The 25,588-nt window shown below is 70.4% G+C and carries 21 protein-coding genes and 1 pseudogene; 10 read left to right on the top strand and 12 right to left on the bottom strand.

Features of this window, described 5'->3' with window-relative positions:
• On the bottom strand, positions 1–519 hold a 519-nt coding region (locus tag ACWEPL_RS34165), incomplete at its 3' end, for a DUF4097 family beta strand repeat-containing protein (RefSeq protein ID WP_452438628.1).
• Between the two features lie 564 nt (positions 520–1,083).
• On the bottom strand, positions 1,084–1,368 hold the full coding sequence (locus ACWEPL_RS34160; protein ID WP_350732026.1) for a DUF3040 domain-containing protein: 285 nt from the start codon (positions 1,366–1,368) through the stop codon (positions 1,084–1,086).
• Between the two features lie 134 nt (positions 1,369–1,502).
• Between ACWEPL_RS34160 and ACWEPL_RS34155 the strand changes: the two genes are divergently transcribed.
• Both ACWEPL_RS34155 and ACWEPL_RS34150 read left to right on the top strand, forming a co-directional pair.
• Positions 1,503–2,534: an Rv2578c family radical SAM protein gene (locus ACWEPL_RS34155; RefSeq protein ID WP_363969584.1), complete on the top strand. Its 1,032-nt coding sequence runs from the start codon at positions 1,503–1,505 to the stop codon at positions 2,532–2,534.
• A gap of 309 nt (positions 2,535–2,843) precedes the next feature.
• The gene (locus ACWEPL_RS34150; protein ID WP_452438627.1) at positions 2,844–4,403 is read left to right on the top strand and encodes an endonuclease/exonuclease/phosphatase family protein; all 1,560 of its coding nucleotides are present in this window, start codon (positions 2,844–2,846) and stop codon (positions 4,401–4,403) included.
• A 59-nt stretch (positions 4,404–4,462) separates the two neighbouring features.
• On the opposite strand, the gene ACWEPL_RS34145 is transcribed toward ACWEPL_RS34150, so the two are convergent.
• The 3 genes from ACWEPL_RS34145 to ACWEPL_RS34135 all read right to left on the bottom strand — a co-directional run bounded on the left by ACWEPL_RS34145 (position 4,463) and on the right by ACWEPL_RS34135 (position 6,390).
• Positions 4,463–4,681, bottom strand: a complete 219-nt coding sequence (locus ACWEPL_RS34145; RefSeq protein ID WP_452438626.1) for a hypothetical protein — start codon at positions 4,679–4,681, stop codon at positions 4,463–4,465.
• Between the two features lie 364 nt (positions 4,682–5,045).
• On the bottom strand, positions 5,046–5,432 hold the full coding sequence (locus tag ACWEPL_RS34140; protein WP_363969590.1) for a VOC family protein: 387 nt from the start codon (positions 5,430–5,432) through the stop codon (positions 5,046–5,048).
• 76 nt (positions 5,433–5,508) lie between these two features.
• Positions 5,509–6,390: a sigma-70 family RNA polymerase sigma factor gene (locus ACWEPL_RS34135; RefSeq protein ID WP_452438625.1), complete on the bottom strand. Its 882-nt coding sequence runs from the start codon at positions 6,388–6,390 to the stop codon at positions 5,509–5,511.
• Positions 6,391–6,769: 379 nt separating this feature from the next.
• Between ACWEPL_RS34135 and ACWEPL_RS34130 the strand changes: the two genes are divergently transcribed.
• Positions 6,770–7,909 carry a serine hydrolase domain-containing protein gene (locus ACWEPL_RS34130; RefSeq protein WP_452438624.1) on the top strand — a complete coding sequence of 380 codons (1,140 nt, stop codon included), beginning with the start codon at positions 6,770–6,772 and terminating at the stop codon, positions 7,907–7,909.
• Between the two features lie 226 nt (positions 7,910–8,135).
• On the opposite strand, the gene ACWEPL_RS34125 is transcribed toward ACWEPL_RS34130, so the two are convergent.
• The 3 genes and pseudogenes from ACWEPL_RS34125 to ACWEPL_RS34115 form a co-directional block, all read right to left on the bottom strand.
• Complete coding sequence (locus tag ACWEPL_RS34125; protein ID WP_452438623.1) at positions 8,136–9,659, bottom strand: carboxylesterase/lipase family protein; 1,524 nt, start codon at positions 9,657–9,659, stop codon at positions 8,136–8,138.
• Between the two features lie 398 nt (positions 9,660–10,057).
• Positions 10,058–10,423: pseudogene (locus ACWEPL_RS34120) on the bottom strand (dihydrofolate reductase family protein); the annotation flags it as partial.
• Between the two features lie 50 nt (positions 10,424–10,473).
• Entirely contained in the window at positions 10,474–11,277 is an 804-nt protein-coding gene (locus ACWEPL_RS34115) for an alpha/beta fold hydrolase (RefSeq protein ID WP_350732012.1), read from the bottom strand.
• A gap of 160 nt (positions 11,278–11,437) precedes the next feature.
• On the opposite strand from ACWEPL_RS34115, the gene ACWEPL_RS34110 reads away from it, so the two are divergent.
• Together ACWEPL_RS34110 and ACWEPL_RS34105 are read left to right on the top strand one after the other, a co-directional pair.
• On the top strand, positions 11,438–12,022 hold the full coding sequence (locus ACWEPL_RS34110) for a TetR/AcrR family transcriptional regulator (RefSeq protein ID WP_452438622.1): 585 nt from the start codon (positions 11,438–11,440) through the stop codon (positions 12,020–12,022).
• 559 nt (positions 12,023–12,581) lie between these two features.
• Positions 12,582–13,430, top strand: coding sequence for an LLM class F420-dependent oxidoreductase (locus ACWEPL_RS34105; RefSeq protein ID WP_452438621.1), 849 nt, complete (start codon positions 12,582–12,584; stop codon positions 13,428–13,430).
• On the opposite strand, the gene ACWEPL_RS34100 is transcribed toward ACWEPL_RS34105, so the two are convergent.
• Complete coding sequence (locus ACWEPL_RS34100; protein ID WP_452438629.1) at positions 13,365–13,742, bottom strand: hypothetical protein; 378 nt, start codon at positions 13,740–13,742, stop codon at positions 13,365–13,367. The genes ACWEPL_RS34105 and ACWEPL_RS34100 overlap by 66 nt on opposite strands.
• Here ACWEPL_RS34100 and ACWEPL_RS34095 point away from each other — a divergent pair.
• Both ACWEPL_RS34095 and ACWEPL_RS34090 read left to right on the top strand, forming a co-directional pair.
• Positions 13,711–13,878, top strand: coding sequence for a hypothetical protein (locus ACWEPL_RS34095; RefSeq protein ID WP_452438630.1), 168 nt, complete (start codon positions 13,711–13,713; stop codon positions 13,876–13,878). The genes ACWEPL_RS34100 and ACWEPL_RS34095 overlap by 32 nt on opposite strands.
• Positions 13,879–14,202: 324 nt before the next feature.
• Positions 14,203–17,106: a helix-turn-helix transcriptional regulator gene (locus ACWEPL_RS34090; RefSeq protein WP_452438620.1), complete on the top strand. Its 2,904-nt coding sequence runs from the start codon at positions 14,203–14,205 to the stop codon at positions 17,104–17,106.
• A gap of 130 nt (positions 17,107–17,236) precedes the next feature.
• Here ACWEPL_RS34090 and ACWEPL_RS34085 read toward each other — a convergent pair whose 3' ends face one another.
• A complete protein-coding gene (locus tag ACWEPL_RS34085) occupies positions 17,237–17,698 on the bottom strand; it encodes a MarR family winged helix-turn-helix transcriptional regulator (protein ID WP_363969608.1) in 462 nt (153 codons plus the stop codon).
• A 79-nt stretch (positions 17,699–17,777) separates the two neighbouring features.
• On the opposite strand from ACWEPL_RS34085, the gene wrbA reads away from it, so the two are divergent.
• The 3 genes from wrbA (at position 17,778) to ACWEPL_RS34070 (ending at position 20,869) form a co-directional block, all read left to right on the top strand.
• Positions 17,778–18,437 (top strand): NAD(P)H:quinone oxidoreductase, encoded by a 660-nt coding sequence (gene wrbA, locus ACWEPL_RS34080; protein WP_363969610.1) that lies wholly within the window; start codon positions 17,778–17,780, stop codon positions 18,435–18,437.
• Positions 18,434–19,867, top strand: coding sequence for an MFS transporter (locus ACWEPL_RS34075; RefSeq protein WP_452438619.1), 1,434 nt, complete (start codon positions 18,434–18,436; stop codon positions 19,865–19,867). Before wrbA ends, ACWEPL_RS34075 begins: the two co-directional genes overlap by 4 nt.
• Positions 19,868–19,948: 81 nt before the next feature.
• Positions 19,949–20,869 (top strand): S1C family serine protease, encoded by a 921-nt coding sequence (locus ACWEPL_RS34070; RefSeq protein WP_355200958.1) that lies wholly within the window; start codon positions 19,949–19,951, stop codon positions 20,867–20,869.
• A 12-nt stretch (positions 20,870–20,881) separates the two neighbouring features.
• Here ACWEPL_RS34070 and ACWEPL_RS34065 read toward each other — a convergent pair whose 3' ends face one another.
• Positions 20,882–22,195, bottom strand: a complete 1,314-nt coding sequence (locus tag ACWEPL_RS34065; RefSeq protein ID WP_452438618.1) for a glycosyltransferase family 4 protein — start codon at positions 22,193–22,195, stop codon at positions 20,882–20,884.
• A gap of 157 nt (positions 22,196–22,352) precedes the next feature.
• Positions 22,353–25,457 (bottom strand): S41 family peptidase, encoded by a 3,105-nt coding sequence (locus ACWEPL_RS34060; RefSeq protein WP_452438617.1) that lies wholly within the window; start codon positions 25,455–25,457, stop codon positions 22,353–22,355.
• Between the last annotated feature and the right edge of the window lie 131 nt (positions 25,458–25,588).

Here is a 25,588-nt window from a genome sequence, read left to right as displayed (position 1 = left end):
GATCGCGATGTCGCCGGACTGGGTGCGGAGCACGACCTTGCCGCCGGTGGCCTCGGCGATGCGGATGTCGCCCCGTGCGGTGCTGATCTCCGCGGGGCCGTCCAGGCGGCCGACCTCGACGTCGCCGTCGGTCGCGGTCAGGCGCAGGCTCGCGGTCTCCTCGAGCGTGATCTGGCGGTAGGCGCCGTCGAAGGCGACCTCGCCGAGGCGGCCGGCGGTCCGGAGTTCGGCGGCGGCCGCCTTCGCCTCGATGCGGGAGCCGGCGGGCAGCTTGACGGTCACGTCGATGGATCCGGACGGACCGAGGTACCGGTCCTTCACCGAGGTCTCGATCCGCAGGACGCCGTCGGCGTAGGCGACCGTGGTCTCCTCGGCCGCCTTCACGTCACGGCTCTTGGAGGGATTGGTGGGCTGGACCTCGACCGTGGTGTCGGCCTGGTCGGCGGCGATGAGCTGGACGCGTCCCGCCGGGATGTGCAGGACGGCGGCGATCGGGGCGGGGGTGTCGAACTTCTGCATCGTGTGCTCCTTGTGCGGTGTTCTTTCGATGCCCCTACGATCGCCGACCGCTCTGATATGGGGCTGTCGCCGTCCTGACGCCGCCGCTGACCTCCGGCGGGCCTCTTGCGTGCGTTCAGCGCGAGGCCGGCGCCTGGCCCTCGCCAGTGGTGTCAGGGTTGCCCGCACCAGCTTGAGTGGCTTGGTGGCGGCGGCCGGTTCACCTGTGCCGGCACCGCAAGTCGTTCGGTCACCTTGCCTGTTCAGATCGCTGACGATCGACCCGCCGCTCGGGCCGACACCCTCAAGCCGCCGGAAGTCCTTGAGGCCGTCGCGCCGCAGGCGACTACCCAAAGGTCCCGGACGCCGAGGACCACGACCACCATGCGACGCGCATCCGGCATGACTGCCGTACGACGCGGGTCCGGCGCAAGCGCGGCAGACGGGACGCAGGGGCCAACGCCCCGGAACGGATCGACGACGACCCCGGGAACGCGACATGAACAGGCCGAGAACGGCCGGTGACACAGCGTGTGGGAGGGGGTTCCTGCGGCGCCCGGAAGGCGCCGATCCGTGAAGGGGCGGCTAGAAAGTGGCGGCGGCCAAGGCGAGCGCGCCGGCGGCCTCGTGGCGAAGCACCATGATCAGGAGCGTGGCGACCAGCGTGGCTATGAGCAGCCAGCTGATCAGGATGATGACCGTCGAGCGGCGTGGCCGCCTCCGGCGGCCCGGTTGCCCCTTGGCCTTCGCCTCGCTGCGACGCACCCGCTCGTTGAACGACTCCAGTCGTGCGACGAGTCGCGGATCGTCGGCGACGAGGTGCTGCTCAATCTGGGCCAGCATCCGCTCCTCGTCCTGCGACCAGGCCATAGACGCACCTCCCGAACGCAAGCTCTGCGACGTCTTTCTGCCCAACCCTGAAGATCATTAGCCCCCGCCTGACCAGGTAATTGCAACCTCTTTTCAGTTTGCGATCATGCTCGAACTCTTGTTCTAATCATGGCATGCGCTGGGACAACCTGCGCCTGGCCGGGCCCGGCCAGGACGATCCGGCCGTGCCGCTGTTCGCTCGCGGCGCGGTCACCCGCACCTTCGACACGCCCGAGTTCAGGGGGATGACCTTCTATGAGATCCGGGCCAGATCCATCATCAACCGGGTTCCGGGGGCCAGCCGGGTCCCGTTCGAGTACACGATCAACCCCTACCGCGGGTGCACGCATCGCTGTATTTACTGTTTTGCCCGAAAAACGCATGAATATCTAGATTTTGATGCCGGGGCGGACTTCGACTCGAAGATCGTCGTCAAGGTCAACGCCGCCGAGCTGGCCCGCAAGGAGCTGGCCTCGCCACGCTGGGGCGGCCACCACGTGGCCATGGGCACCAACGTCGACTGCTACCAGCGCGCGGAGGGCCGCTACAAGCTGATGCGCGGCATCCTGGCCGCGTTGCGCGACGCGCGCAACCCGTTCTCGATCCTCACCAAGGGCACGCTGATCCTGCGGGACCTCGACCTGCTGACGGAGGCCGCAGACGTCGCGGACGTGAGCACCAGCGTGTCCGTCGGCTTCGTCGACCCGGAGGCGTGGCGCGCGGTGGAGCCGGGCACCCCCAACCCGCGCAGGCGCCTCGAGGTGTGCGCGACGCTCAACGACAACGGGATCGCGTGCGGTGTCCTGATGGCCCCGATCCTCCCGTTCCTCACCGACTCCCCCGCCCAGCTGGAGACCACCGTCAAGGAGATCGCCGCCTCCGGCGCCACCCACATCGTCCCCATCGTGCTCCACCTGCGGCCGGGGGCGCGGGAGTGGTGGCTGGGGTGGCTGTCGCGCGAGCATCCGCGCCTGGTGCCGCGCTATCTGGAGCTGTACGGGCGCGGCGCGTACGCGCCCAAGGCGTACCAGGAGCGGGTGACGGGCCTGGTCAAGGAGCTGGCCGAACGCCACGGCGTGGGCCGCGCCACCGCGGCCATGGCCCGCCGTATCCCGCCCCGGCCCGCGCTGGTCACGCACGAGCCGGAGCAGCTACGCCTGCTCTGAGCTCCTCGCGACACCATCACGGCCCTCGCCGTGCCGATCCCGTACGCGATCATGGGCCGGCGCAGGAAATGACGTCGGCGGACTCGACGGCGTGTGCCGGTTCGGTCGGTGCGTAATTCGTGGCTCTCGCCGTCGTGTGGAGCGCGAGCTTCCTGTTCATCAAGGTCTCGCCGGACGGGGCACCTTGATCGGCGCACAACGGCATCGCGGCCCAGGGTTTCCCCAGGCCGCCAGCGGTTTGCCACTACCCGTTTACATGATCGTCACCGGCCCGGCCGACGCTGCTTGGTGCAGATCAAGGAGGCGCGAATGCGTTGGCTCAAGTCGCTCGTCGTGGCGATGCTCGTCCTGTCCACTGGCGCGGTCCCGGCGTCGGCGTCGGTGTCCGCTGCCCCGGACGGCGCGCTGACACTCGCTTCGTCGACCGTGCGCCGTGGCGAGCCGATCAAGGCGTCCTACACCACGCCCCGCCCCGATCCGACCAACTGGCTCGGCCTCTACACCGACCCGGGCGACGGCCCGGTGGACGAGAAGTTCGTCGGTCCGTCGGTGCGCTGGACGTACATCGCCGGGGAAAGCGGTGCGGCCACCCTGCCGACCGACGGGCTGGAGCCGGGCAACTACCTCGTTTTCGCTCTGGCGCAGGACGGCTACCAGTGGCTCGCCGCGCCGGTGAAGGTCCGGATCACGAGCGACGCGCCGCTGCACTTCGTCACCGACGCCTTCAAGTTGCGCAACGCCCGCGCCCTCACCCCGTACCACGCGAGGGTGGGAGGTCTGGTACGGGGGGACACCGACGGGCTCACCTTCCGCAAGGTCAGCGGGCCGCGGTGGATCAGCGTGTCGGCCGACGGCGAGGTCACCGGGACGCCGCGCCTGCGCGACTCGCTGCGTCCGGAGCCCCTGCGGGTCGAGGCCCGCAACGCGCGCGCCGAGACCAGCACGGCGACGGTCGGCATCGACGTCCGGCGGCCGGGCCAGGACCTGGTGCCCGAGCTCAAGGCGATGAGCTTCAACCTGTGGCACAGCGGCAGCCAGGTCGACGGCGGCCGGGAGAAGGAGCTGCGGTTCCTGCTCCAGTCCGATGTGGACGTCGTGGGTCTCCAGGAGACCTCGGCCGTCTCCACCCGCGAGCTGGCCGAAGCGCTGGGCTGGGACTATCACCAGTCGGGCACCGACATCGGCGTGATCAGCCGTTACCCGATCACCGAACGCAAGGCTCCGGTGGACAGCGGCCCGCTGTCGGTGGCGACGAAGGTCCGGGTGCGGATCGGCGAGCGCCAGGACGTCGTGGTGTGGAACGTCCACCTCGGCTACAACCCGTACGGCCCGTACGACACGTGCTTCGGCAAGCTGACGCAGGAACAGCTGCTGGCCAACGAGGAGCGTTCCGGACGCACGCCCCAGATCCAGGCCGTCTTGAGCGAGATGGCACCGGACCTGGCCGCGGCGCGGCGTACGCCGGTGCTGCTGACGGGCGACTTCAACGCCCCGTCCCATCTGGACTGGACCAAGGACACGCGCCGGTGCGGTTACACAACGGTCCCGTGGCCGACCTCGGTGCTGCCCGCGCAGGCGGGGCTGCGGGACTCCTACCGGGTGGCGCACCCGAACCCGGTGACCGCGCCGGGCATCACCTGGTCGCCGATCTATCCGGTGTTCACCGGCGGTTACGGGTACGACCCGCACAAGGGAGAGCCCGAGCCGCAGGACCGGATCGACTTCGTCTACTACGCGGGCCCGCTCCGAGTGACCGGCTCCAGCGCCCTGGTCGAGGGCACGCCGACGGCCGTCCCCAACCACCGCGGCAACGCCTGGTCCTCGGACCACGCCGCCGTACTCACCACGTTCCGCACCTCCCGGCTCTGACCGCCCAGGCGGGCGGGACGTGACCTGCGGAGGCGCGGGAAGAAGCGACCTGTACGGAGTCAGCGGTCCGTACAGGTCGCGTTGTAGCCGTAACGCTCGACCACCGACCCCGACACCACGGGCTGCCCGGCCGGCATCACAGGCTCGGGCAGATCGGGCACCACCTCGCGCAACCAGCTCAGGAGATCCACGCCGTCGGGCTGCGTCAACAACTCGGCAGGGCGCTTCGGATGATGGATCGCCAAGCGGCCGGGTTCGGCATCGAGTTCGGCGTCCACGCAGCGAGAGCTCGGTCGTACAGCTCCGCCGCCCGATCCCGTCCTCACCAGGAGCACGGCCGCTCGCCTGTGGGACCCAAGGGGCGGATGATGCCGAAGTCGATCACCCACTACCTGGTGCGGCGTCGGCCCTGCGACGTACGCCGTGGGGATCCAGGGCGATGCCGCCTCCGGGTCGGCGGCCAGCACGGCGGCCGTCCAATCCCCGCCGACCTGCTGGGCGACGGCGACCTCCCTGGCGAACCGCCGGCGGAAATCCGGGGCAGCGCCGCCTTACCGGCGACGGAACTGGAGGGTCGGCCGATGTGAAAGACACCCGAGCCTGGGCTCGGGTGTCCTGTTTCGATCGACGACGGGCTGGTGACTAGCGGCCTACTCGCACCTCGCGCAGTTGCAGCCGGTTGCCGTCGGGATCCTGGAAGACCGCGAGACAGCCCCACGGGTACTCGAGCACCTCGGTATCGAACTGCACGCCGCGCGACTTCAGCGTCTGGTACGCCTTCTGGAAGTTTCCGGTGTCGATGGTGTACGCCCCTGGGGTGTGGCTCTTGAGCGGCTGGGCATGCCCGGGTGTCCCCGGCCACAGAACCAGCTGGAACTTCTGCCCGGGGAGACCGACCGTCAGGAACCGTGGTCCGTCGGGCGTCGGGTTGTCGAACCGCTGCTCGAACTCAAGCACGTTGGTGTAGAAGTCGAGCGCCTTGTCCTGGTCGCTGACGAACACGGTCGCGTACGCGATTTCTTTCAGCATCGTTGTCCCTCCTGGGTTCATGGTCGTTACCGGTATGACCGATGGCGACGAGCGAATGTGACCACCGGCCTCCGGGTCACCAGTCGAGCGGAGTCAGGTCGAGGCGGCGGAGGCGCTCGGGGTCGGCGAGAATGTCGATCGTGGCGATCCTGCCGCCCCTGACGGTGAATCCGGCGACCGACTCGGGCTCACCGTCCCGCCTGGTGACCACCCCGACCGCGCCGTTGATCAGCGCCAGCTCAATGGCCAGGCCGAGCCGGGAGAAGGTCACCGCCTGGCGGGCGATCGCCTCTGCTCCGCGGACCTCGCCCGACCCAGGGGCGGGACCGACGTCGGCTCTGAGCACCGCGTCCGGGTGCAGCACGCAGACCAGCCGGTCGAAGTCCCCCTCACGCGCGGCCACCAGGAATGCCTCGACGACCTCGCGTTGAGTCCGGGGATCGCTGTCGGGGACCGTCTCCTCAAGGCGCACGCGGCGGCGCGCGCGGCTGGCGAGCTGGCGTGCCGCCTCCGGGGAACGGTCGACGATCGGCGCGATCTGGTCGAAGGGCACCGCGAACATGTCGTGCAGCACGAAGGCAAGCCGCTCGGCCGGGCTCAGCTTCTCCAGCACGACCAGCAGGGCCAGGCCCATCGAGTCGGCCAGCAGCGCCTCATGCTCGGGGTCGGTGCCATCGACGCGGTCGACGATCGGCTCCGGCACGTGCACGGCGTCCAGAGACTCCTCGCGTCGCGTTCGGCGTGCGTGCAGCATGTTCAGCGAGACGCGCGCCACCGCCGTCGTCAGCCATCCGCCGAGGTTACCGATCTCGCCGGTGTCCGAGCGGCTCAGCCGGATCCACGCCTCCTGGACGGCATCGTCGGCCTCACTCACCGATCCGAGCATCCGATACGCCACAGCTTTGAGCTGGGTGCGATGCGCCTCAAATCGCTCCGCCAACCACTGATTGTCGTCCATCCGTCACACCCGTTCGTCCGTTCGTGTTACAGCACTGACCGACCGAACATCGCGAATGTGACCTCGCGACAGGAACATGCCGGCAGGCAAGAAGATCGCAGTCCCCACGGGCGCGACTGGGCCGGCTCAACGGAGGTCCCCGACGCGTGAACTCGTCCCCTTGATCAACCTCAGCCATGGCCCGGACCTCCGGCTGCCCTGTCCGACCACCACCATCGGGGAGTCGCTCGTTATAGCGTGACCTTGCGTGTGCTGATCCGTGGCCGCCGGCGTGGGATTTTGATGCGCTCGACCCCTGGTTCGGCCGAGGGTGGGCCAGGGATCAGACCGGGGGATCCCTCATGGCGGAACCCGCCCCTCGGCGGAAGGCTGGGGGATCATGAACATCAAGCAGCTCGTCACCGCAGCGGCCCTTACCAGCATCGCCATCGCGACCCCGGCCTGGGCCGCCGACCAGCCCAAGCAGCTTCAGCGCGACGCCGACGCGCTCAAGGCCACCGGGGCCACCGGCGTCCTGGCCGCGGCCACGACCCCAGGAGGCACCTCGGCCGCCCGCAGCGGCGTGGCCGACCTGAAGACCGGCGAGCCCGTCCCGTGGAATGCGTACTATCGGATCGGCAGCACCACCAAGACGTTCGTGGCGGCGATCGCGCTGCAGCTCGTGGGTGAGGGCAAGCTGCGGCTGGACGACACCGTCGAGCGATGGCTGCCCGGACTGGTGGAGGGCAACGGCAACGACGGGGCGAAGATCACGGTGCGGCAGTTGCTCGGGCAGACCAGCGGCCTGCCGGAGTATGCCGATGACGTCCCGCTGGAGCGAGTGACCAGCGAGTCAGCATTCCGGCGCGAGCGGTTCCGCGTCTACCGGCCCGAAGAGTTCGTGGCGATGGCCATGCGGCACAAACCGGCGTTCGAGCCGGGCAAGGGCTGGGCGTACTCCAACACCAACTACGTCCTGGTGGGTATGATCATTGAGAAGGTGACTGGAACCCCCTGGCAGCAGCAGCTCCTGGAGCGCGTGATCGAGCCGCTGGGATTGCGGCACACCTACGCGCCGGGTGCGTCGCCGTTCCTGCCGCAGCCGCGTATGACGACGTACAAGCGGTTCACGGCGGATGGGCCGATGGTGGACGTAACGACATATTTCCCGGGCGGATCCGATCATTCGCTGGTCAGCACGCCGGACGACGTCAACCGGTTCTTCAGCGCGCTGCTCGGGGGCAGGATACTGCGCCCGACCGAGCTGGCGGAGATGACGAAGACGGTGCCGGCCACTCCGTTCCGGGCGTTCTGGCGCGATGCCGGGTACGGCCTGGGGATCATGAAGCGGCGGCTGCCGTGCGGCGGGTGGGTCTGGTTCCACGGCGGGGGCGGGTGGAACGCCATCAGCGACAACGCCGTCACCGCCGACGGCCGCCGCGTCGCCTCCGTGGCGTACTCCAGCGCACTCCGCCCTGATCAGGACCCGCTTCCCCAGATCAAGGCCTCGACCTCCCTGATCGACCACGCTCTCTGCTAGGCGTGCCGATCATGCGTACGACGCCGCGCACGCGCTCGCAGCCATTCCGGTGAACAACGGCGAACGCGTCCGCAGAGCCTTTCGCCCCTAGCGATCTTGGGTCTCGCGTTTCTGGAGGGTGATCCCGGCCTGGGTCAGGCAGCCGGTGAGCAGACAAGGCCGGAGTACGCCGACTGCCGGGCTTCGGGGAAGCTCCCAAGAACTCAACTCAGGAGCTGTTGCTCAGTCACCTGTCCAGGGACTGCCAGAAGCGGCACTGATGCTCCCGGCACAGGTTCACCGGGCGGATCCCGGACGCGCCGGGGGCGAGTCGCTGGACGTCGTCCTGCCCGGCGCGTACGGCGGGCCAGGGCGGTGTCGCGGTTCCGTTGGGATCGCCGTGGTGGGCGAAACGGCTCCAGTAGTCGATCATCGTGCCGGACAACCGGGACTGAGCCGGTGACAACGTCCGGCCGGCGAAGTAATCGGCCTCGAAAAGGTACTGCAGCTCGGAGGCGTGGAAGGCGCCGGTGGGGAAGCTCGGCACGACCGGAGTGCTGCTCACCCAGGGGGCCCGTCGGTCCGCGAACTCGTAGGCGTATGTCGGCACGCGGGCGGCGAGCAGGCGGTTGGTCTCGGTTGCCGGACTCGCCCAGAGGTGATCGGTCATGACGGACTGCATGGCGAGGCCCGCACGGCTCGTACCAGGTTCGCCGTACTTGTCCAGCGGATAGCGGGCCAGCACCTTGGCGGCCCGTTCGCCGAAGAAGGCGTTGATCTGCTGGACGTACCCCGCGTCAGTGAGCGGTGGCGCGCCCGCCATCTCCTGGTTGAAGGTGACATGCTCGTCGCGGGTGACGCCGTGCATCACCGGCACCCGGTTGAACCGTCCTTCGGCGAGGGCCTCGGCCGGTCCCAGCGGTAGCAGCGGCCCGCCGATCACCGGTGCGAACTCGTTCTGGCTTTGAGCCAGCAACTCCGCCGAGGTCCTGGCCCGCAGGCACGCTGCCACGGCGCCGGCGCGGGCGTCGGTGCAGCCGAGCCGCTCGGCCGTGGCCTCACCATGCTGGTACGCCTGCGCGAGCGGCCGTGGCAGCCAGCTCCACCCGGCCGGCCAGCGCGCCATCAGGCACGGCGCGCTCTGGATGATCGCCCGGTGGAACAGCCCGGCCGACTTCGGCGAGATCAGGTGTGCGCAGGCGCTCGCACCTCCGGCCGACTCGCCGGCCACGGTCACGTTGCGAGGGTCACCGCCGAACGCGGCGGCGTTCCGCTTGACCCACCGGAGCGCCGCCTGCTGGTCCTCGATGCCGAAGTTGCCCGACAGGTTCTCGGCGTTCGCTCCCTCCAGGGCAGGATGGGCCAGGTAGCCGAAGATGCCGAGCCGGTAGTTCACGGTGACGACCATGAGGTCACCCCTGGTGGCCAGCCGGCTCGCGCCGTACATGGCGCCAGAGCCGTTCCGGAAGCCGCCACCGTGCAGCCAAACGAGCACGGGAAGCGGCTTGCCGCGCTTCACCCCGCGCGGTGTGGTCACGTTCAAATACAGGCAGTCCTCACTCGTGCTCTGCTTCTCGCCCAGCACACCGGCGGTCTGCGCGCACACGGGGCCCGGCTTCGTGGCCGCACGCTCCCCCGCCCACGGTACGACCGGCTGCGGCGAGACCCACCGCAGGTCGCCGACCGGAGGCGCGGCGAACGGGATGCCCTGGAACGATCGCTGATCCCCGGCGACGACACCGCGCACCTGGCCACTGTCGATCGTGACCACGGCGCCCTGCCCCGCTTCATCCGTGTTCGCCGCCCACGCGGCAGCGGGGCCGCATAACAGACCGAGCCCGGCCACAACCGCCAGAGTGCCCCGGCCGGCTCGCGCGAGCGTCCCGCGCCCTCGACTCCTGGATGTCCACGGCCTTGCGCGTAGATGATCCACCGCTCCCCCTGCCACATGCAAAAGAAAGAAAGCCCGTGGTTCACTTTTGCGCCGACCACCTGGTGACACACTCCCGGCAGCACCCCAGGCCGGGTTCCGGTCAGCCCTACTACGGAGGTTCGCGCTGCCGGCCGGCCATGGAAAGCCTCTGCTTTGCCAGCGACAGTCACGCCCCTCGCACGCGACACGTAGGAAGCCGGCCGCCGACGGCGCCTCACCGGCGGACGCGACAAGGGTCATCCGCCTGCCCGCTGGAAGGTCATGATCGGGATGCCTTCGCCGACCGTCTTGGACTTGGTCAGCCTCCACGTCGTCTTGCGCGTGGTCTTCCCGAACAGTCGCCTGCCGGTGCCGAGAATGACCGGGAAGGTCATCAGGCGGATCTCGTCGACGAGGTCACCGGCGATCAGCGCCTGCACGAGCCGGATGCTGCCGGGCACCTGGATCTCGCCGTCCACCTCCTCCTTCAGCTTGCTCACCTCCTCGACCACGTCACCCTTGATCACGCGGGTGTTGTTCCACTCGGGGTCGGTAAACGTGCTGGAGAGCACGTACTTCGGCATGCTGTTGTACTTGTCGGCCAAGGGACCTTGGTAGTGGGGCCAGGCGCCGGCGAAGGACTCGTGGGGCGTCTGCGTTTCTTCGGGTGTGTCTAGTGACCGTAGGCGAACTCCCGCAGCGCGGCGGCGAGCACGTCGGCCGTGGTGCCGTGGTTCTCGCCGGGTACCGCCCGCAGGGTCGCGGTGGGCAGGAGATCGGACAGCGCCCGGGCCCCGGTGATCAGCCACGGCATGGTGCCGGTGCCGTGCATGACCAGGACGGGTACGGTGACCGCGGCCCAGCGATCGCGGGGCAGCGGGGCGCCCGACATGGTGGTGCCCATGATCCGTCCGTCGTAGGCGATGGTGTGCGCGACGGCCTCCGTGGGAGGCCAGACCGGGCTTTGCCGCATCCCGGTGACCATCTCGGCCGGGAGGCCGACCGCCGCGGTCATGAACACCTCCACCGCGTCGCCCGGGCGGCCGTCAGCGACGCAGGCGTCGAGCCGCTCGACATAGTCGGCCGGCAGCGGCGGGCGGCTGTCGTCGACGACGAACGGCGGCTCGAACAGCGCCAGCCGGGTGATCGGCAGGCCGGCGGCCGCGGCGTGCAGGGCCAGCACGGCCCCGGAGGACCAGCCGAACACGATGGCCGACCCGCCGGCGTGGTCGATCAGAGCGGCAAGATCCTCGAACTCGCGCTCCACCGCGTAGGGTGCGGTGTCGGTGCTCTCGCCGCGGCCGCGGCGGTCGTAGGCGTAGACCCGGAACTCATCGCGTAGCAGCTGCCCTGCCTCGGCGTTGATCGGGTTGACCGCGCGATGGGCGGTGGCCCCGTCAATCATGATCAGTGGTTGGCCGTCGCCCCATACGTCGAAGGCGATCTCGGTGCCGTCCTTGGACTGAACAGTGCCCATCTTGGTTCCCTTCACCTCGTACCGTACGGTACTGTACCGATAGAGCGAACAGTACCGTACGGTACACTTCGAGAGGATGTCAACGGTCGCCCGGCGCGAACTCAGGAGGGCCGAAATGCCACACGCCGCACCCCCGCATGCGCAGACTCGACGCCGGATCATGGATGCGGCGCTGGAGGTGTTCCTCCGTGACGGCTACGTCGGCGCCAAGACCGACGAGATCGCCACCGCGGCGGGGGCGTCGAAGCAGACGATCTACAAGCACTTCGGGCCCAAGGAGAGCCTGTTCGAGCAGATCGTGCTCGATCGCCTCGTCGGCATCGACCAGATCTTCCAGAACGCCATGGGCGAGCTGGCCACCACGGATGACGTCGAGACCACCCTGCGGGCGGTCGCGCGCCGGTTCATCCACACCCTCACACAACCGTCCCACCTGCGCATGCGCCGCCTCGTCATCGCCGAGGCGGGCCGCTTCCCGAAACTCGGCCACGCCTACTTCGAGGCGGGCCCCGAGCGCGTGCACGCGGCCCTGGCCTCGTGCTTCGAGCAACTGACAGGCCGCGGGCTGCTGAAGATCGACGAACCCGTGCTCGCCGCCAATCACTTCACCTGGCTCGTCTCGTCGATCCCGGTCAACAAGGTCATGTTCTGCGGCGACGACATCCGCTTCCCACCGTCCGAGCTCGATCACTACGCCGACGCCGCCGCCCACGTTTTCCTCGCCGCCTACCGCACACCCGGGTAGAACCTCCGCGAGTGGGCGCGGGTGTGGTCGTGGATCACGCCGCTTCCCGATGCGAGGGCGAGCGTGCCGTTGTGGCGCTGGCACCAGTTGGCGCGCCGCCACATCTGGGCGGCAAACCTGGTTCGCGTCGAAGATCATCGCGCCCGTCGGATCGTCGTGCCGGACAAGCATGGGCGTCGGGCTGCCCCATCCCGCTGCCGCCGAATCTGCTGGCCATTTGATCGCAGGCCACGATTTGCCACCGCATCCGGACCGGTCCAGTTCTTTTATGGCACCGCAGAATTGGGCCGGCAATTGCCATTGCTCAGGAGTCAACCCAGTACCTGAGAACCGACGCCACATGTCGATCACTGCAACGGAGCAGATCTCCCAGCAAGGCCTCGCCCCGTCACCCTCCATAGAAGCAGGCAGCGTGGCTCCCGTCGGGCACCTACGCAGATCTGCCGATTCGGGTGCGTCCTGTCGCGAGTGTGGCGAGACACCGGGCGCGCCAGGGGATCACTGCGGGCGGGCCATGAAATGTGTTTCCGACGCGGCGAACCTCCTCTAGATTGACGGCGTGGATATTGGGATCACCACTTTCGCCGGCGCGTATGGCATGGAGCCGCCCGCGATCGGTCGCGCGATTGAAGAACGCGGTTTCGAGTCACTGTTCTTTCCGGAACACACCCACATCCCCGTGCACAGTCGGCGGCCCGACGGGAGCTCCCCCCGGGCCTATGCCGAAACCTACGACCCGTTCGTGGCGCTGTCCGCGGTCGCCGCAGTCACCCGCACTCTCAAGCTCGGCACCGGGGTGTGCCTGGTGACCCAACGGGACCCGATCGTGACGGCCAAGGAGGTCGCCTGCCTTGACCGGCTGTCCGGCGGCCGGCTTCTCTTCGGCGTCGGCGCCGGCTGGAACCGCATGGAGCTGGCCAACCACGGCACCGACCCCCGCACCCGGATGGCGCTGCTCGCCGAACGAGTGCAGGCGATGCGCCGGATCTGGACCGATGAAGAGGCCGAGTTCCATGGAAAGTACGTCAACTTCGACTCGATCTGGTCCTGGCCCAAGCCCCTCCAGCGGCCGCATCCACCGATCTTGGTCGGCGGTAACGGGCCGGGCGCCGAGGATCGGGTTCTGGCGTTCGGCGACGGCTGGTTCCCGCAATGCGAAGGGCTCGCGGACGCTGTCGAACTGAGCGAGCGTGCCGTGACACTACGCCGGCGTGCCGCCGACACCGGCCGGGGACGGATCCCGATCACGGTGTTCAACACCCCGCCGGACCGGCGACTACTCGACACGCTCGCCGACGCCGGCCTGGACCGGTGCCTGCTCTTACTGCCGGCCGGGACAGAGTCACAGATGCTCGCCCAACTCGATGCGTGGGCACCGCTCGCGTCCATGTGGCGACAGGTCACGTGAGCGCGACGGAGTGGAGCCGCACCACAAACTGCGTACGCAGCCGAAGGCCGTCCGGATGCACCGCAGGCGACGCGCAGTCCTCCTGTGACCCATCACCGTGCATGATCGGTTGGCCTCCCGGTTCCAGGCGAAGGCTGGAATCTGAGCAGCGCCGAAGTCGTCGTGGCCGAGCACGCGGAGCAACCTCAGGTGCTCGATCGCGGAGGTTCCCGGTGCGGGGGTGAAGATGATGAGCCGCTGGTCCTCGGCGGGGCTGAGCAGAGTCTCACAGTGCCGGTCGATGGGACCGACCGCGGAATGGGCGAGCCGCATCCGGCTGGAGCGCCGGACCGCCACCTCGTGCAGGTCGGCAGACCGGCCGCGGACGGTGGCGGGACAGCAGATAGAGGTGATCGCGCTCGTCATCGGTCAGCCGGAGCGCGCGGGCCGGCGCGGCGAGGATCTGTAATGAAGGTTGCGGGCTGCGAGTGCACAACTACGGCGGCCTGCCGACCATGGTCAACGTGCCCGCCGTGGTGGACACCGGAGGCGGGCGTGCGATGGCTGTGGCCGCGGACGCAACCGCGTGGTGGTCGAGTGGGACGGCCTGCCGGCGGGGAGAATCCCAGCCGCAGCGATACAAACAACGCTGAGCGGCACTTAAGAGCCGACTCATGATCCGCGGGCCTCGATCGGCACTGGGCTTGCCGGAAAGTTCGCCCCTGTGTACCGCTCCAGGGACACGTCCGCGTGGAGAGATCGTTCCGAGAGTGGCGTGGGTTACTGTTTCCGCATGGTTCTGGGGCGGATCGCCGAGCGGACCCGGATCGACGACCTGCTCGCGAGCGCCCGTGCGGGCCGCCGCGGAGCACTGCTGATCACGGGTGAGGCCGGGATCGGCAAGACCGTGCTGCTCGGCTATGCCGCCGCCGCGGCGGCCGATCTGCGGGTGCTGCGTGGCGTCGGCATCGAGTCGGAGGCCGAACTGCCCTTTGCGGGGTTGCGCCTGCTGCTGTGTCCGTACCTCGACCGGCTCGGGACGCTGCCCGGCCCGCAGGAGGCGGCGCTGCGGACGGCGTTCGGGCTGGACGAGGCGACGGTCGGCGACCGGTTCCTGATCGGCGCGGCGACCCTGTCGCTGCTGTCGGAGCTGAGCGGCGATCGCCCCCTGGTGTGCCTGATCGATGACACCCAGTGGTTCGACCGGGCGTCCTTGGACGCGCTGCTGTTCGCCGCCCGGCGGCTGCACGCCGACCCCATCGCGATGATCTTCGCGGCCAGGAGCGGGGACGGGGACGCTCCGCCATGCCAGGCGGGGCCCTGCGTCCGCCCCGTCCCTCTCGCCGGCGACTCGGCGTCGGTGTCGTTCGCCACGCCCGTGCCGGGCCTGGAGGTGCTCCGGCTCTCCGCCCTGGACCAGGAGAGCGCCACGTCGCTGCTCGACGCGCACGCGCGCGGCCTGGCCGGGCCGTTGCGCGAGCGCGTGCTCGCCGAGTCGCGCGGCAACCCGCTCGCCGTGATCGAGCTGGCCACCATGCTCAACGCCCTGCAGGACAATGACCGTTCCGCGCCGCTGCTGCCCGCCGCGGGCCACGTCCAGGATGCCTTCCAGGCGCAGATCGCCGGCCTGCCTGCGGCGACGAGGCTGCTGTTGCTGATCGCCGCGGCCGACGGCACGGGCAGCCTGCAGACGATCCTGCGGATCGGCACGCTGCTCGGCGTCTCCGCGGCCGACCTGGAGCCTGCCGAACGGGCCCGGCTGGTTGTGCTGTCCGACGGGCTGTCGCCGGGTGGCAGCGTGACCTTCCGGCATCCGCTGATCAGGGCCGCCGCCTACCAGGTCGCCCCGCACGCCGAGCGGGTTCAGGTCCACGAGGCGTTCGCACGGGCGCTTGACGGCCCGTACGACGCCGACCGCCGCGTCTGGCACCTGGCCGCCGCCACCCCGGGCCCGGATGAGGAGGTCGCCGCCGAGTTGGAGCGGGCCGCCCGCCGGGCCGGCCGACGGGGCGGGGTGACCGCGATGATGAGCGCGTTCGAACGCGCCGCCCAGCTCAGCACCGACGAGACGCGCCGGGCGTGGCGGCTGATCGCCGCCGCCCGCGCCGCCTACGAAGCGGGCCTCCCCGATCGCGCCGTCGAACTGGCTGACCAGGCTGCGGGGATGCCCGACCGGCCCACTGGCTCGGTCGATCGGGCCCTGGGGCTGACCAACCGCAATGCTGGGCCGGCCGGCCGGGCTCCGCAACCCGCCGACCAGCCCGCGCGCCCGTTTCGTGACCCGTCGCTGACGGCGGAGGCGGCGTGGATCCGTGCTCAGGTCGAGTACGAGCGCGGCTCGCCCGCCGTCGCCGCCGCCCTGGCGCTGGACGGTGCCAGCTCCATCGCCGCCACCGACCCCGAGCGGGCCGTGTCGATCCTCACCGAAGCCGTCTGGTACGCCCGCGACGCCGGCGACCACGACCTGGTACGCCAGTGCGCCGCCCTCCTGGAGACCGTCGACACCGGGGCGCCGGTCGTGGCGGGACTCATCGGGTTCCGGCACCTGTACGACGGCCGGCCCGACGTGGGCGTGCCGCCCATGCGCGAGCTGGCCGGGGCCGCCAGGCAGGGCAAGGCCGACGGGTTCGTGGAGCGGCTCATCGCCGGGTTCGCCGGGATGCTGGTGGCCGAGGACGAGATCGCCACGGAGGTGCTGGAGTCGCTGGTCGCCGATGTGCGGGAGCAGGGCGCGGTGGGCCGCCTGACGTACGCGCTCGAACCCCTGGCGATCGTCCAGCTGCTGCGCGGCCGGTTCATGGACGCCGACGCCGGCGTGACCGAGGCCATCTCCCTGGCCACCGACCTCGGCCAGGACCTGCAGGTCGTCGTGCTGAACGCGATCGCCGCATGGCTGGCCGCGGTCGGCGGCGACGAGATCTCGTGCCGCTCGCTGGCCGCCGGCGTACTGGAGCACCGCACCAGGCACCCCACCGACGCCGCGCTGGCCTCGTGGGCGCTCGGCCTGCTCCACCTGGCCGGCGGCCGGTTCGACGAGGCCGCGGCCCGGCTGGACGAGGTGTGCGGCGGCCCGGCCCGGCACGACTTCCTCATCAGGGCCGTACCCGATCATGTCGAGGCGGCCGTACGTGCCGGGCTCCCCGAGCAGGCCGCCCGCCATCTGCCCGCCCTGTCCGACTGGGCCGAGCAGACCGGCCGGCCGCACGCGATCGCGCTGGCCCGCCGCTGCGCGGCGCTGCTGGCCGACGAGGACGCCGCCGCCGGGCACTTCACGACCGCGCTGGAACTGCACGAGCGCGACCCCCGCCGGTACGACGAGGCCAGGACCCGGCTGGCGTACGGGGAATGGCTGCACCGGCATCGCCGCCACACCGAGGCGAAGGACCAGCTGGCCGACGCGCTCGGCGCCTTCGAGCGGCTCGGCGCCCGGACGTGGGCGAGCCGGGCCCGCGCGGAGTTGTCCGCCCTGGGCGAGCGGCCCTCGGCCCACCCCCGGGCCCTCGACCCGCTCGCCCGGCTCACGCCCCAGGAGCTTCAAGTGGTACGGCTGGCGGCGGCGGGCATGAGCAATCGAGAGATCGCGGCCCGGCTGTTCCTCAGCCCCCGCACAGTCGGTCACCATCTGTACAAGGCGTACCCGAAGCTGGGGGTGACCCGCCGCGTGGACCTGGCCCAGCTCGTGGTGCCGCATGGGTAGGTAAGCCGGCCTGCCGATGATGCGGCGCCGAGGAGACCGCGACAGACTCCCTGGAGCCGGACGACCTACGAAGGCTTTGCGGCGGCGTGGCCCGGGCGCTGGGCGGGCGTGTCGGCGCCGGCTGAGCCGGTTACCGCCCGGGGCGTCGGCCGTGGCGGTGGGCTCTGGTGTCCACGTTGCCGGTCAAGGTGTTGAGGATGCCGGGTAGTGCCGCCACCGTCTCGGCGGGCAGGCCGGTCACGGTCTCCTCCGCCAGGGCGCACCAGAGCTGCTTGACCTGGTCGGCCAGAGCTTGGCCGCTGTCGGTGAGTTCGACGATGCTGGCGCGCCTGTCGGAGGGGGCGGGCTTGCGGCGGATGTGGCCGGAGGCTTCGAGCTTGCGGGTCATGAGGGTGACGCTGGGCGGTTCGCAGCCGAGCGCCTCGCTGAGCTCGGCCTGGATCCTCGGGCCGGTCCGGTCGAGCTCGAGCAGGAGCGCCTCCTGACCCGGGTGCAGGCCGAGCGGGGCGAGCAGCGCCGCGGCCCTGGCCCGGTGGCGCAGGCTCAGCAGGCGGATGGCCTGGTTGAGGGCGTCGGCTTGCTCGAAGTCCATGGGCGCTCCTTGACAGATTAGTTATGCAGATAATAGTTATCTGGATAACTAATCTTAACACGACAGCGAGGAGCCGGGCATGACCGTGAAGGTCGCCGTCATCTACTACAGCGCGACAGGCAGTGTGTACGCGCTCGCGCAGGCCGTCGCCGAGGGTGCCGCCTCGGCCGGGGCCGAGGTACGGCTGCGGCGGGTGGCCGAGTTGGCGCCCGACAGCGCGATCGACCAGGACCCGCGGTGGCGACGGCACGCCGACGCCGCAACGTCGATCGCCCAGGCCTCGGTGGAGGACCTGGCGTGGGCGGATGCGTTCGCGTTCGGGACGCCGACGCGGTTCGGGGCGCCGGCCGCGCAGCTCAAGCAGTTCATCGACCAGGCCGGCGGGCTGTGGCGCGAAGGCGTGCTGGCGGACAAGCCGGTGACGGCCTTCACCTCGGCGTTCAACCGGCACGGCGGCAGCGAGGCCACGATCTTGTCGCTGAGCAACGTCTTCTACCACTGGGGAGCGCTGATCGTGCCGCCCGGGTTCACCGATCCGGTCGTGTACGGCGCCGGCGGCAACCCGTACGGCACGTCATTGGTGACCGGCCCGAACGGAGCCGGGCCGGACGCCGCGGTGCTGGAAGCGGCCAGGTACCAGGGGCGGCGGTTGGCCCGGATCACGATCCGGCTGCTGGGGGACGGCCACGCCGCCGTACGCGAGAGCGTGGCCGCGACGAGTGTGAGCAGCGAGTCATGACAAATACCAGTAACGCGTCTCAGCGGGCCAGGCCGTACGCCGGCCTCCCCTGGCTGGTCCTGGCGCTGGCCTGTGCCAGCCAGTTCATGGTCATCCTGGACGCGTCCATCGTGAACGTCGCCCTGCCCTCGGTCCGCGAGGAACTCGGTTTCACTGCGACCGGACTGGCCTGGGTGGTGAACGGATATCTGCTCAGCTTCGCCGGTTTCATGCTGCTGGGGGGCCGTGCCGCCGACCTGTTCGGGCCGCGCCGGATGCTGGTCGCCGGGCTGTTGTCGTTCTCCGTCGCGAGTCTGGCCGGCGGCCTGGCGACCGCGCCGGAGGTCCTGGTGGCGGCCCGGGTCGCGCAGGGCGTCGGGGCCGCCATGATGGCCCCGGCGACGCTGGCCGTGATCAACACCTCCTTCACCGAGCCGAACGCGCGTGCCAGGGCGTTCGGCGCGTGGTCCGCCTCGGGCGGTGTGGGCGGCATGGTCGGCGCGCTCGCGGGCGGTGCCATCACGACCGGCCTGTCGTGGCGGTGGGTCTTCCTCATCAACCTGCCGATCGGCGCGGTGCTGATCGTCGTGGCGATGATGTCGCTGGCCGGAACGAGCACCGGCCGGCGGGGATCGCTCGACCTCCTCGGCGCGGTCACGGGGACGGCGGGGCTGGCGGCGCTGATCTACGGGGTCATACAGAGCGCCGATCATGGCTGGACGTCCGCGCCGGTCGCCGGGCCGGTGGTGGCGGGTCTGCTCCTGCTCGGCGTCTTCGTCGTGGTGGAGGCGCGTTTCGCCGGCCAGCCGATGGTGCCGCTGCGGCTGTTCAGGATCCGGGGGGTGGCCGTCGGGAACGGCATGCTGCTGCTGTTCGGTGGGATCGCCATCGCGATGTGGTACTTCTCGTCGCTGTTCCTGCAGAACGTCCTCGGCTTCAGCGCGCTTCAGGCCGGGCTCGGGCAGACTCCCGCGGCGGTGACGTTCATGGTGATCGCGCGATGGGCCGCGGCCCTGCTGCCGCGAACGGGTGTGCGCCCCCTCGTGACGGCGGGCAGCGCCTGCTTCCTGGCCGGTTTCGGCTGGCTCTCCCTGGGCCACGCCGACAGCGCGTACGTCACCGGCGTGCTCGGCCCCACCCTGCTCATCGCGGTCGGCATCGGGCTGACCTTCCCCACCCTCATGGCGGTGGCGACCGCCGACGTTCCCGAGGGCGACGCGGGGATCGTCGGCGGCCTGGCCAACACCGCCAGTCAGGCGGGGGGATCGATCGGGCTGGCCGTGCTCGCGACGGCCGCCGGCACCAGGGCCGCCGCGTCGGAGGCCGCCGGGAGTTCCCCGGTCGACGCCCTCGCCACCGGCTACGACCTGGTCTTCCTCATGGCGGCCGGGCTCGGCCTGGCCATCGCGGTGGTCAGCCTGCTGCTGCCGCGGCACCGACGCGGGCGATAGAGCTCCGCATGCTTGAGCGCCTGGAATGCGCGCGGGCGAATGTGGAGTTAACGTGTAATCCTGTAAGCAAAGGAGTGCACGATGGCGGATCCACTCGACGCTTACTCGCGCGTCGTCTCGTCCGTGGCGGCCGAGTTGCTGCCGAAGGTGGCCAGCGTGCGGGCCGGCCAGGGCAGCGGGTCCGCGGTGGTGTTCACCGCCGACGGGTTCCTGCTGACCAACGCGCACGTGATCGGCAACTCCCGGGACGGCACCGTGGCCTTCGCCGACGGGAGCTCCGGGGACTTCATCGTGGTGGGCCGGGATCCGCTGTCGGATCTGGCGGTGATCAGGGCGCAGACGGCCACGCCCCCGCCGGCCACGCTCGGCGACAGCGACGAGCTGGTCGTGGGACAGCTCGTCGTGGCCGTGGGCAATCCGCTCGGCCTGGCCGGATCGGTGACGGCCGGGGTGGTGTCGGGGCTCGGACGGTCGTTGCCCGCGCGCAGCGGGTCGGCCGTACGGCTCATCGAGGACGTCATCCAGACCGACGCCGCGCTCAATCCGGGGAACTCCGGCGGCGCGCTGGCCGACTCGCAGGCGCGGGTGGTCGGGATCAACACGGCGGTGGCTGGCGTGGGAGTGGGGCTCGCCGTGCCCATGAACGCCACGACCCGATCCATCATCGCCGCCCTGATCAGGGACGGGCGGGTACGGCGGGCGTTCCTGGGGCTGGTGACCTCGCCCGCGCCGCTGCCCGACGCGCTGCGGCGGCGGACCGGGCAGACGGGGGCGCTGCGCGTGGTGGAGGTGGTGCCGGGCTCGCCCGCCCACCGGGCCGGGTTGCGCTCCGGCGACCTGGTGCTGAGCGCGGGGCGCAACCCGGTGGGGGACGCGCAGAGCCTGCAAAGGCTGATGTTCGCCGACGCCATCGGGCAGCCGTTACCGATCACCGTCCATCGGAACGGCGCGCTGGTCGATGTCATCGCGGAGCCGGTGGAACTCACCGGCTCCGGCGTCTGAGCCCGCGCCGCCTCAGGCAGAAGCCGGGGCGTCCGGCCCGGGGGCGTGAGAGGCCGCGGGGGGTTGGGGGCGGACGTAGGTGCCGTTGCGGCGGGCCAGGAGTTCGTCGAGGAGCGCGTCCCACTTCTCCCCCACCGCGTCCACGTCGTACGTGAGCGCCGTCTCCAGCGCCCCCGCCGCCAGGTCCCGTCTCAGCTGCTCGTCCTCGATCACCCGGATGATCGAGGAGGCCAGGTTGGCGTTGGTCCGCGGCTTCACCAGCAGCCCGTCGACCTCGTCAGTGATCATCTCCTTGGGGCCGTGCGGGCTGTTGAAGCTGACGATCGCCAGCCCCTTGCCCATCGCCTCCAGGATCGTCATCGGGAAGCCCTCGTGACGCGAGCTGAGCACGAAGACGGACGCCTTCTCCAGCTCGGCCCCCACGTCGGACGTGGGTCCGGGCAGCTCGACCTTGCCCTGCAGCCCCGCCTCCGCGATCTGCTGGGCGAGGTTCTCCTCCTGCGGCCCCGCGCCGAAGATGCGCAGCGTCCAGTCGGGATGGGCGGCGGCGACCGTCTCCCAGGCGGTGATGAGCCGGTGGAAGCCCTTGATGCGCGTCATCCGGCCGACCGCGATGGCGACCTTGGCGTCCAGTTTGGAGATGCCGCCCGTCATCGGTGGCACGGCGTTGGGGATGCGGGTCAGCTTCTTCGGCTTCTTCGGCAGCGTCTCACGATAGTCGCGCAGGTCGGCCTTGGTGAGCGTGACCAGGGCGTCGAGGCGGCGGTAGCGCCACTTGATGAGCTCCTGCATCGGCTCGGCCTGGGTGCGGAGCGCCACGTGCTCCTGCCCGATCGTGATGACGTTGGGCAGCGCCAACTGGGCCACCGCCAGGTTGAGACCGGGGCGGGTGGCCATCAGCACGCCGGTGTCGAGCGAGCGGATGTAGCGGGCGAGCTTGAGGTCGGTCCACAGGTTGAAGCGGTGGTAGGCCGACTCCTCCTTGGGAATGATCCGGCTCGGCATCTTCGACAGCATCGCGCGCAGCGGGTCGGCGCTCGGGTTGATCCGATCGTCGAGGAAACGGAACTTCACCCGCGGGTCGATGGGGAAGAACGGCTCCTCGGCCTCCTTCAGGATGCTCACGATCTCGACGTCGTGCTCCTTGGCCAGGTAGCTGGCCAGGTTGAACACGGTCCGGATCGTGCCCCCCATCCCGTACGCGTGCAGCAGCAGAATGCGGATCTTCCGCGTCGAAGGCGGCGGCGCGTTGAGCGTCTTGCGCCGGTTGTACCCCCGATACAGTCGGCGCACCGCCGACTTGCCCTTGCGTGCCAATGCGCGCACCTGACAGATCCCCCTTTGTCACCCGGAAGAAGTCTCAACACACATGGCCGGTGACGAGGAATCTCGCCACCGGCCTATTGTCTCGCTTCGGCGGAGTGCACGTGTTCATCCCCTATGCGCTTTCCCCACCTATGATCCTTAGACGCCTGTAACGTCACTAAGGTTGCATGCGCGGCCGATGCCGGAGATCGGGAGTGTGCGGCGGACGCTCGGCCAGCAGCTCCAGCGCGACGTCGATGGCCCGCTCGAGCTGCGTGTCCACGCCCCTGGCGTAGTCCTGCGGAGTGATGTCGACCTCGATGTCGGGATCGGTGCCGTAGTTCTCCACCTGCCAGCCGACGTCGTCGAAGGCGAAGGAGAATTCCGGCTGTGTCGTCACCGTGCCGTCGGCGAGCTGGTGGCGCGGCCAGATGCCGATGACGCCGCCCCAGGTGCGCTTGCCGACCAGCGGCCCCAGCTTCAGCACCTTGAAGGTGTGGCTGAAGATGTCGCCGTCGGAGCCCGCCCACTCGTTGGTGATCGCCACCAGCGGCCCGCGCGGCGACTCCGGCGGGTACGGCTCCGGGTCGCCCCACCGCGGATAGTCGTAGCCGAGCCGCCGCCTGGCCAGCTTCTCCAGCAGCAGCGCCGACACGCTGCCGCCGCCGTTGAAGCGCACGTCCACGATGAGCGCCTGCCGGTCGTACTCGGCCAGGAGCCCGCGGTGGAACTCCCCGAAGCCGTCGGGCCCCATGTCGGGCACGTGCAGGTAGCCCACCCGGCCGCCGGAGCGCTGGTGGCACTCGGCGCGGTTGAGGTTGACCCAGTCGCGGTAGCGGGCCGGCCGCTCGTCGGAGATGGCGCGCACGGTGACGGTGCACACCTGGTCCTCCCGCCGCAGCGTCAGCTCGACCTCCTCGCCGGCCTGGTTGACCAGGCGCTCGTTCGGGGTCGCGGCCTCGCCTATGGGCGCGCCGTTGATGGCCAGGACCGCGTCGCCCGTACGTACGTCGACACCGAGCCGGTTCAGCGGCGAGGTCGCCTCCGGATCCCACGGGTCACCGGTCACGATGGAGCGGATGTGGTAGACGCCGTCGCGGTAGTCCCAGTCGACGCCCAGCTTGCCCTGCGTGTAGTCGGGCCCGGGACGGTATTCGCCGCCGCTCTCGAAGGCGTGGCTGGTGGCGAGCTCGCCGTGCAGCTCCCACAGCAGGTCGGAGAACTCGCCCCGGGTCGTGACCCGCTCCACCAGCGGCCGGTAGCGGTCGTAGACGGCCGGCCAGTCGATGCCCGCCATGTCCTCGCTCCAGAAGTTCTCCAGCTGCAGCCGCCACGCCTCCCGGAACATCTGCCGCCACTCCGCCTCCGGGCAGACCGACACCTTGATCCGCGACAGGTCGATCCACCCGCTCTCCCGCCCCGGCGCCTCCTCGTCCTCGGGCGCCTCGTTCGCCTTGACCACCCGCAGCCTGGAGTCCGCGCGGTAGAGCAGCGTCTTGTGGTCGCGGCCCAGCTCGAAGTCGGTGACGCCGTCGGCGAAGTGCACCTTCTTGCCCTTGGCGAAGTCGAACAGGTGCAGCGAGCTCTCGCCTTCGAGCGGGCTGGTCAGGATCAGCGCCTTGCCCTTGAGCCCGGCCACCTTCTCGTAGCGGCCCTCGGGCAGCGGGAACTGGGTGACGCGCCGGGTCAGCCCCTCGACGTCCACGCGCAGCGGCTCCGGCTCGTCGCCGTCCTCCTCGTCCTCCCCCAGGGGCCGTTGCAGGGGCATGAACGGGTCGGGCGCGTCCGCCCGCAGCGCCACCGCGTACGGGCGCGTCCCCAGCGGGAAGCCCAGGTCGAACTGGAGCTGGTCGTAGACCGGCGAGAAGGTGCGCTGGCCGATGAAGTAGAGGTAGCGGCCCTGCGGGTCGAACGCCGGCATCGAGTCCTGCAGCACCGGCTCCGTCGCCTGCAGCGTCCGCCCGGTCTCGGGGTGGTGCAGCTTGATCGCGCTGGACTGGGCGTTGAGCGGGCTCGAGTACGCCAGCCACCGCCCGTCGTGCGACCAGGCCGGGTCCTCGGGCGAGCCGTGCGGGTTGGCCTCCACCAGCGCAGGCCGCCCGGTGGCCAGGTCGAGCAGGTGCAGCTCGTGGCGGTGGTTGACGACGGCCACCCGGTCGTGGACCGGGTCGGGGACGAGCGCGGTGATCCGCCCCAGCCTGGCCACCTCCGTGCCGCCGCCGCCCTCGTGGCCTTCGAGGACGACCAGCCGCTCCTCGTCGCGGTCGTCGCTGGCCGCCGCGATCAGCCGGGTGCCGTCGTTGAGCCAGGTCAGGAGCCGGTAGCGGACCCCGTCGGGCGAGCCGTGCTGGGTCACCGGCCCCTCCCAGTCGGCCATCGCGTACGCCTTGCCGCGCGCGGTGACGGCCAGCGCGCTGCCGTCGGGGCTGAGGGTGGCGCCGTCGAGGTAGTCGGCGGGGTCGACGAACCTGCGGTTGCGCTGCGTCCTGGAGCTGGCCAGCTGCACGTCCAGCCGGTGCGCCGGCTCTCCGGGGTCGAGCAGGAAGAGGTCGGCGCCGGCGTGGTAGACCAGCCGGTGCCCGTCGCCCGACAGGTTGCGCGCGTAGTAGTCGTCGTGGTGGGTGTGCTTGCGCAGGTTCTGGCCGTCGGGGGCGCACGAGTAGACGTTGCCGACGCCCTCGTGGTCGGAGATGAAGCACACCCGGCCGCCGCTCCAGCAGGGCGAGGCCAGGTTTCCCGGCAGCCTGATCAGCCGCCGGAACTCGCCGTCGCCGCGCGGGTCGATCCACAGGTCGCCGACGGTGCCGCCGCGGTAGCGCTTCCACCGCGCCGGGTCGGCGGTGTTGCGGCCGAGCACGATCATGCCTTCGGGCCCGTACGCGATCGAGTTGGCCGGGCCGTACGGGAGCCGCTCTGGGACCCCGCCGGGCTCGACGCGGTACAGCCATTTGCGGGCCTCGAACGGCTGGGCCGCGTCGCTGGCGTACAGGATGCGCCCTTCGGGATCCCAGCCGGTGACCGTGCAGCGCGCGCCGTGGAAGGTGACCCGGCGGGCGGCGCCGCCGTCGGACGGCATGACGTACACCTCTTCCGGGCCCTCCTCGCGGCCGACGAACGCGAGCTGATCGCCGCGCGGCGAGATGCGCGGATAGCCCGCCTCGGCGAGCCCCGCGGTCAGCCGGAAGGCCCGCCCGCCCTGGGCGGACACCATCCACAGGTCGTCCTCGGCGGCGAAGACGACCACGTCCTGGAAGACGGCGGGAAAGCGCAGGTAGCCGGACATGAGAGCCACTCCTGGTCGAGCCGACAGCCGAGGGCGCGCGCCCCCGGCTGTCAGATCACATCACCCGGGTCAGACATTTCGCCACAACTGCCCGGTCGTCCCGACCGGCGGCCAAGAACTTCCCCCCGCGA

The organism is Nonomuraea sp. NPDC004186 (genome assembly GCF_053603495.1).
The sequence above is the reverse complement of the archived record's forward strand: the minus strand, read 5'-3'. Positions and strand labels throughout refer to the sequence as shown.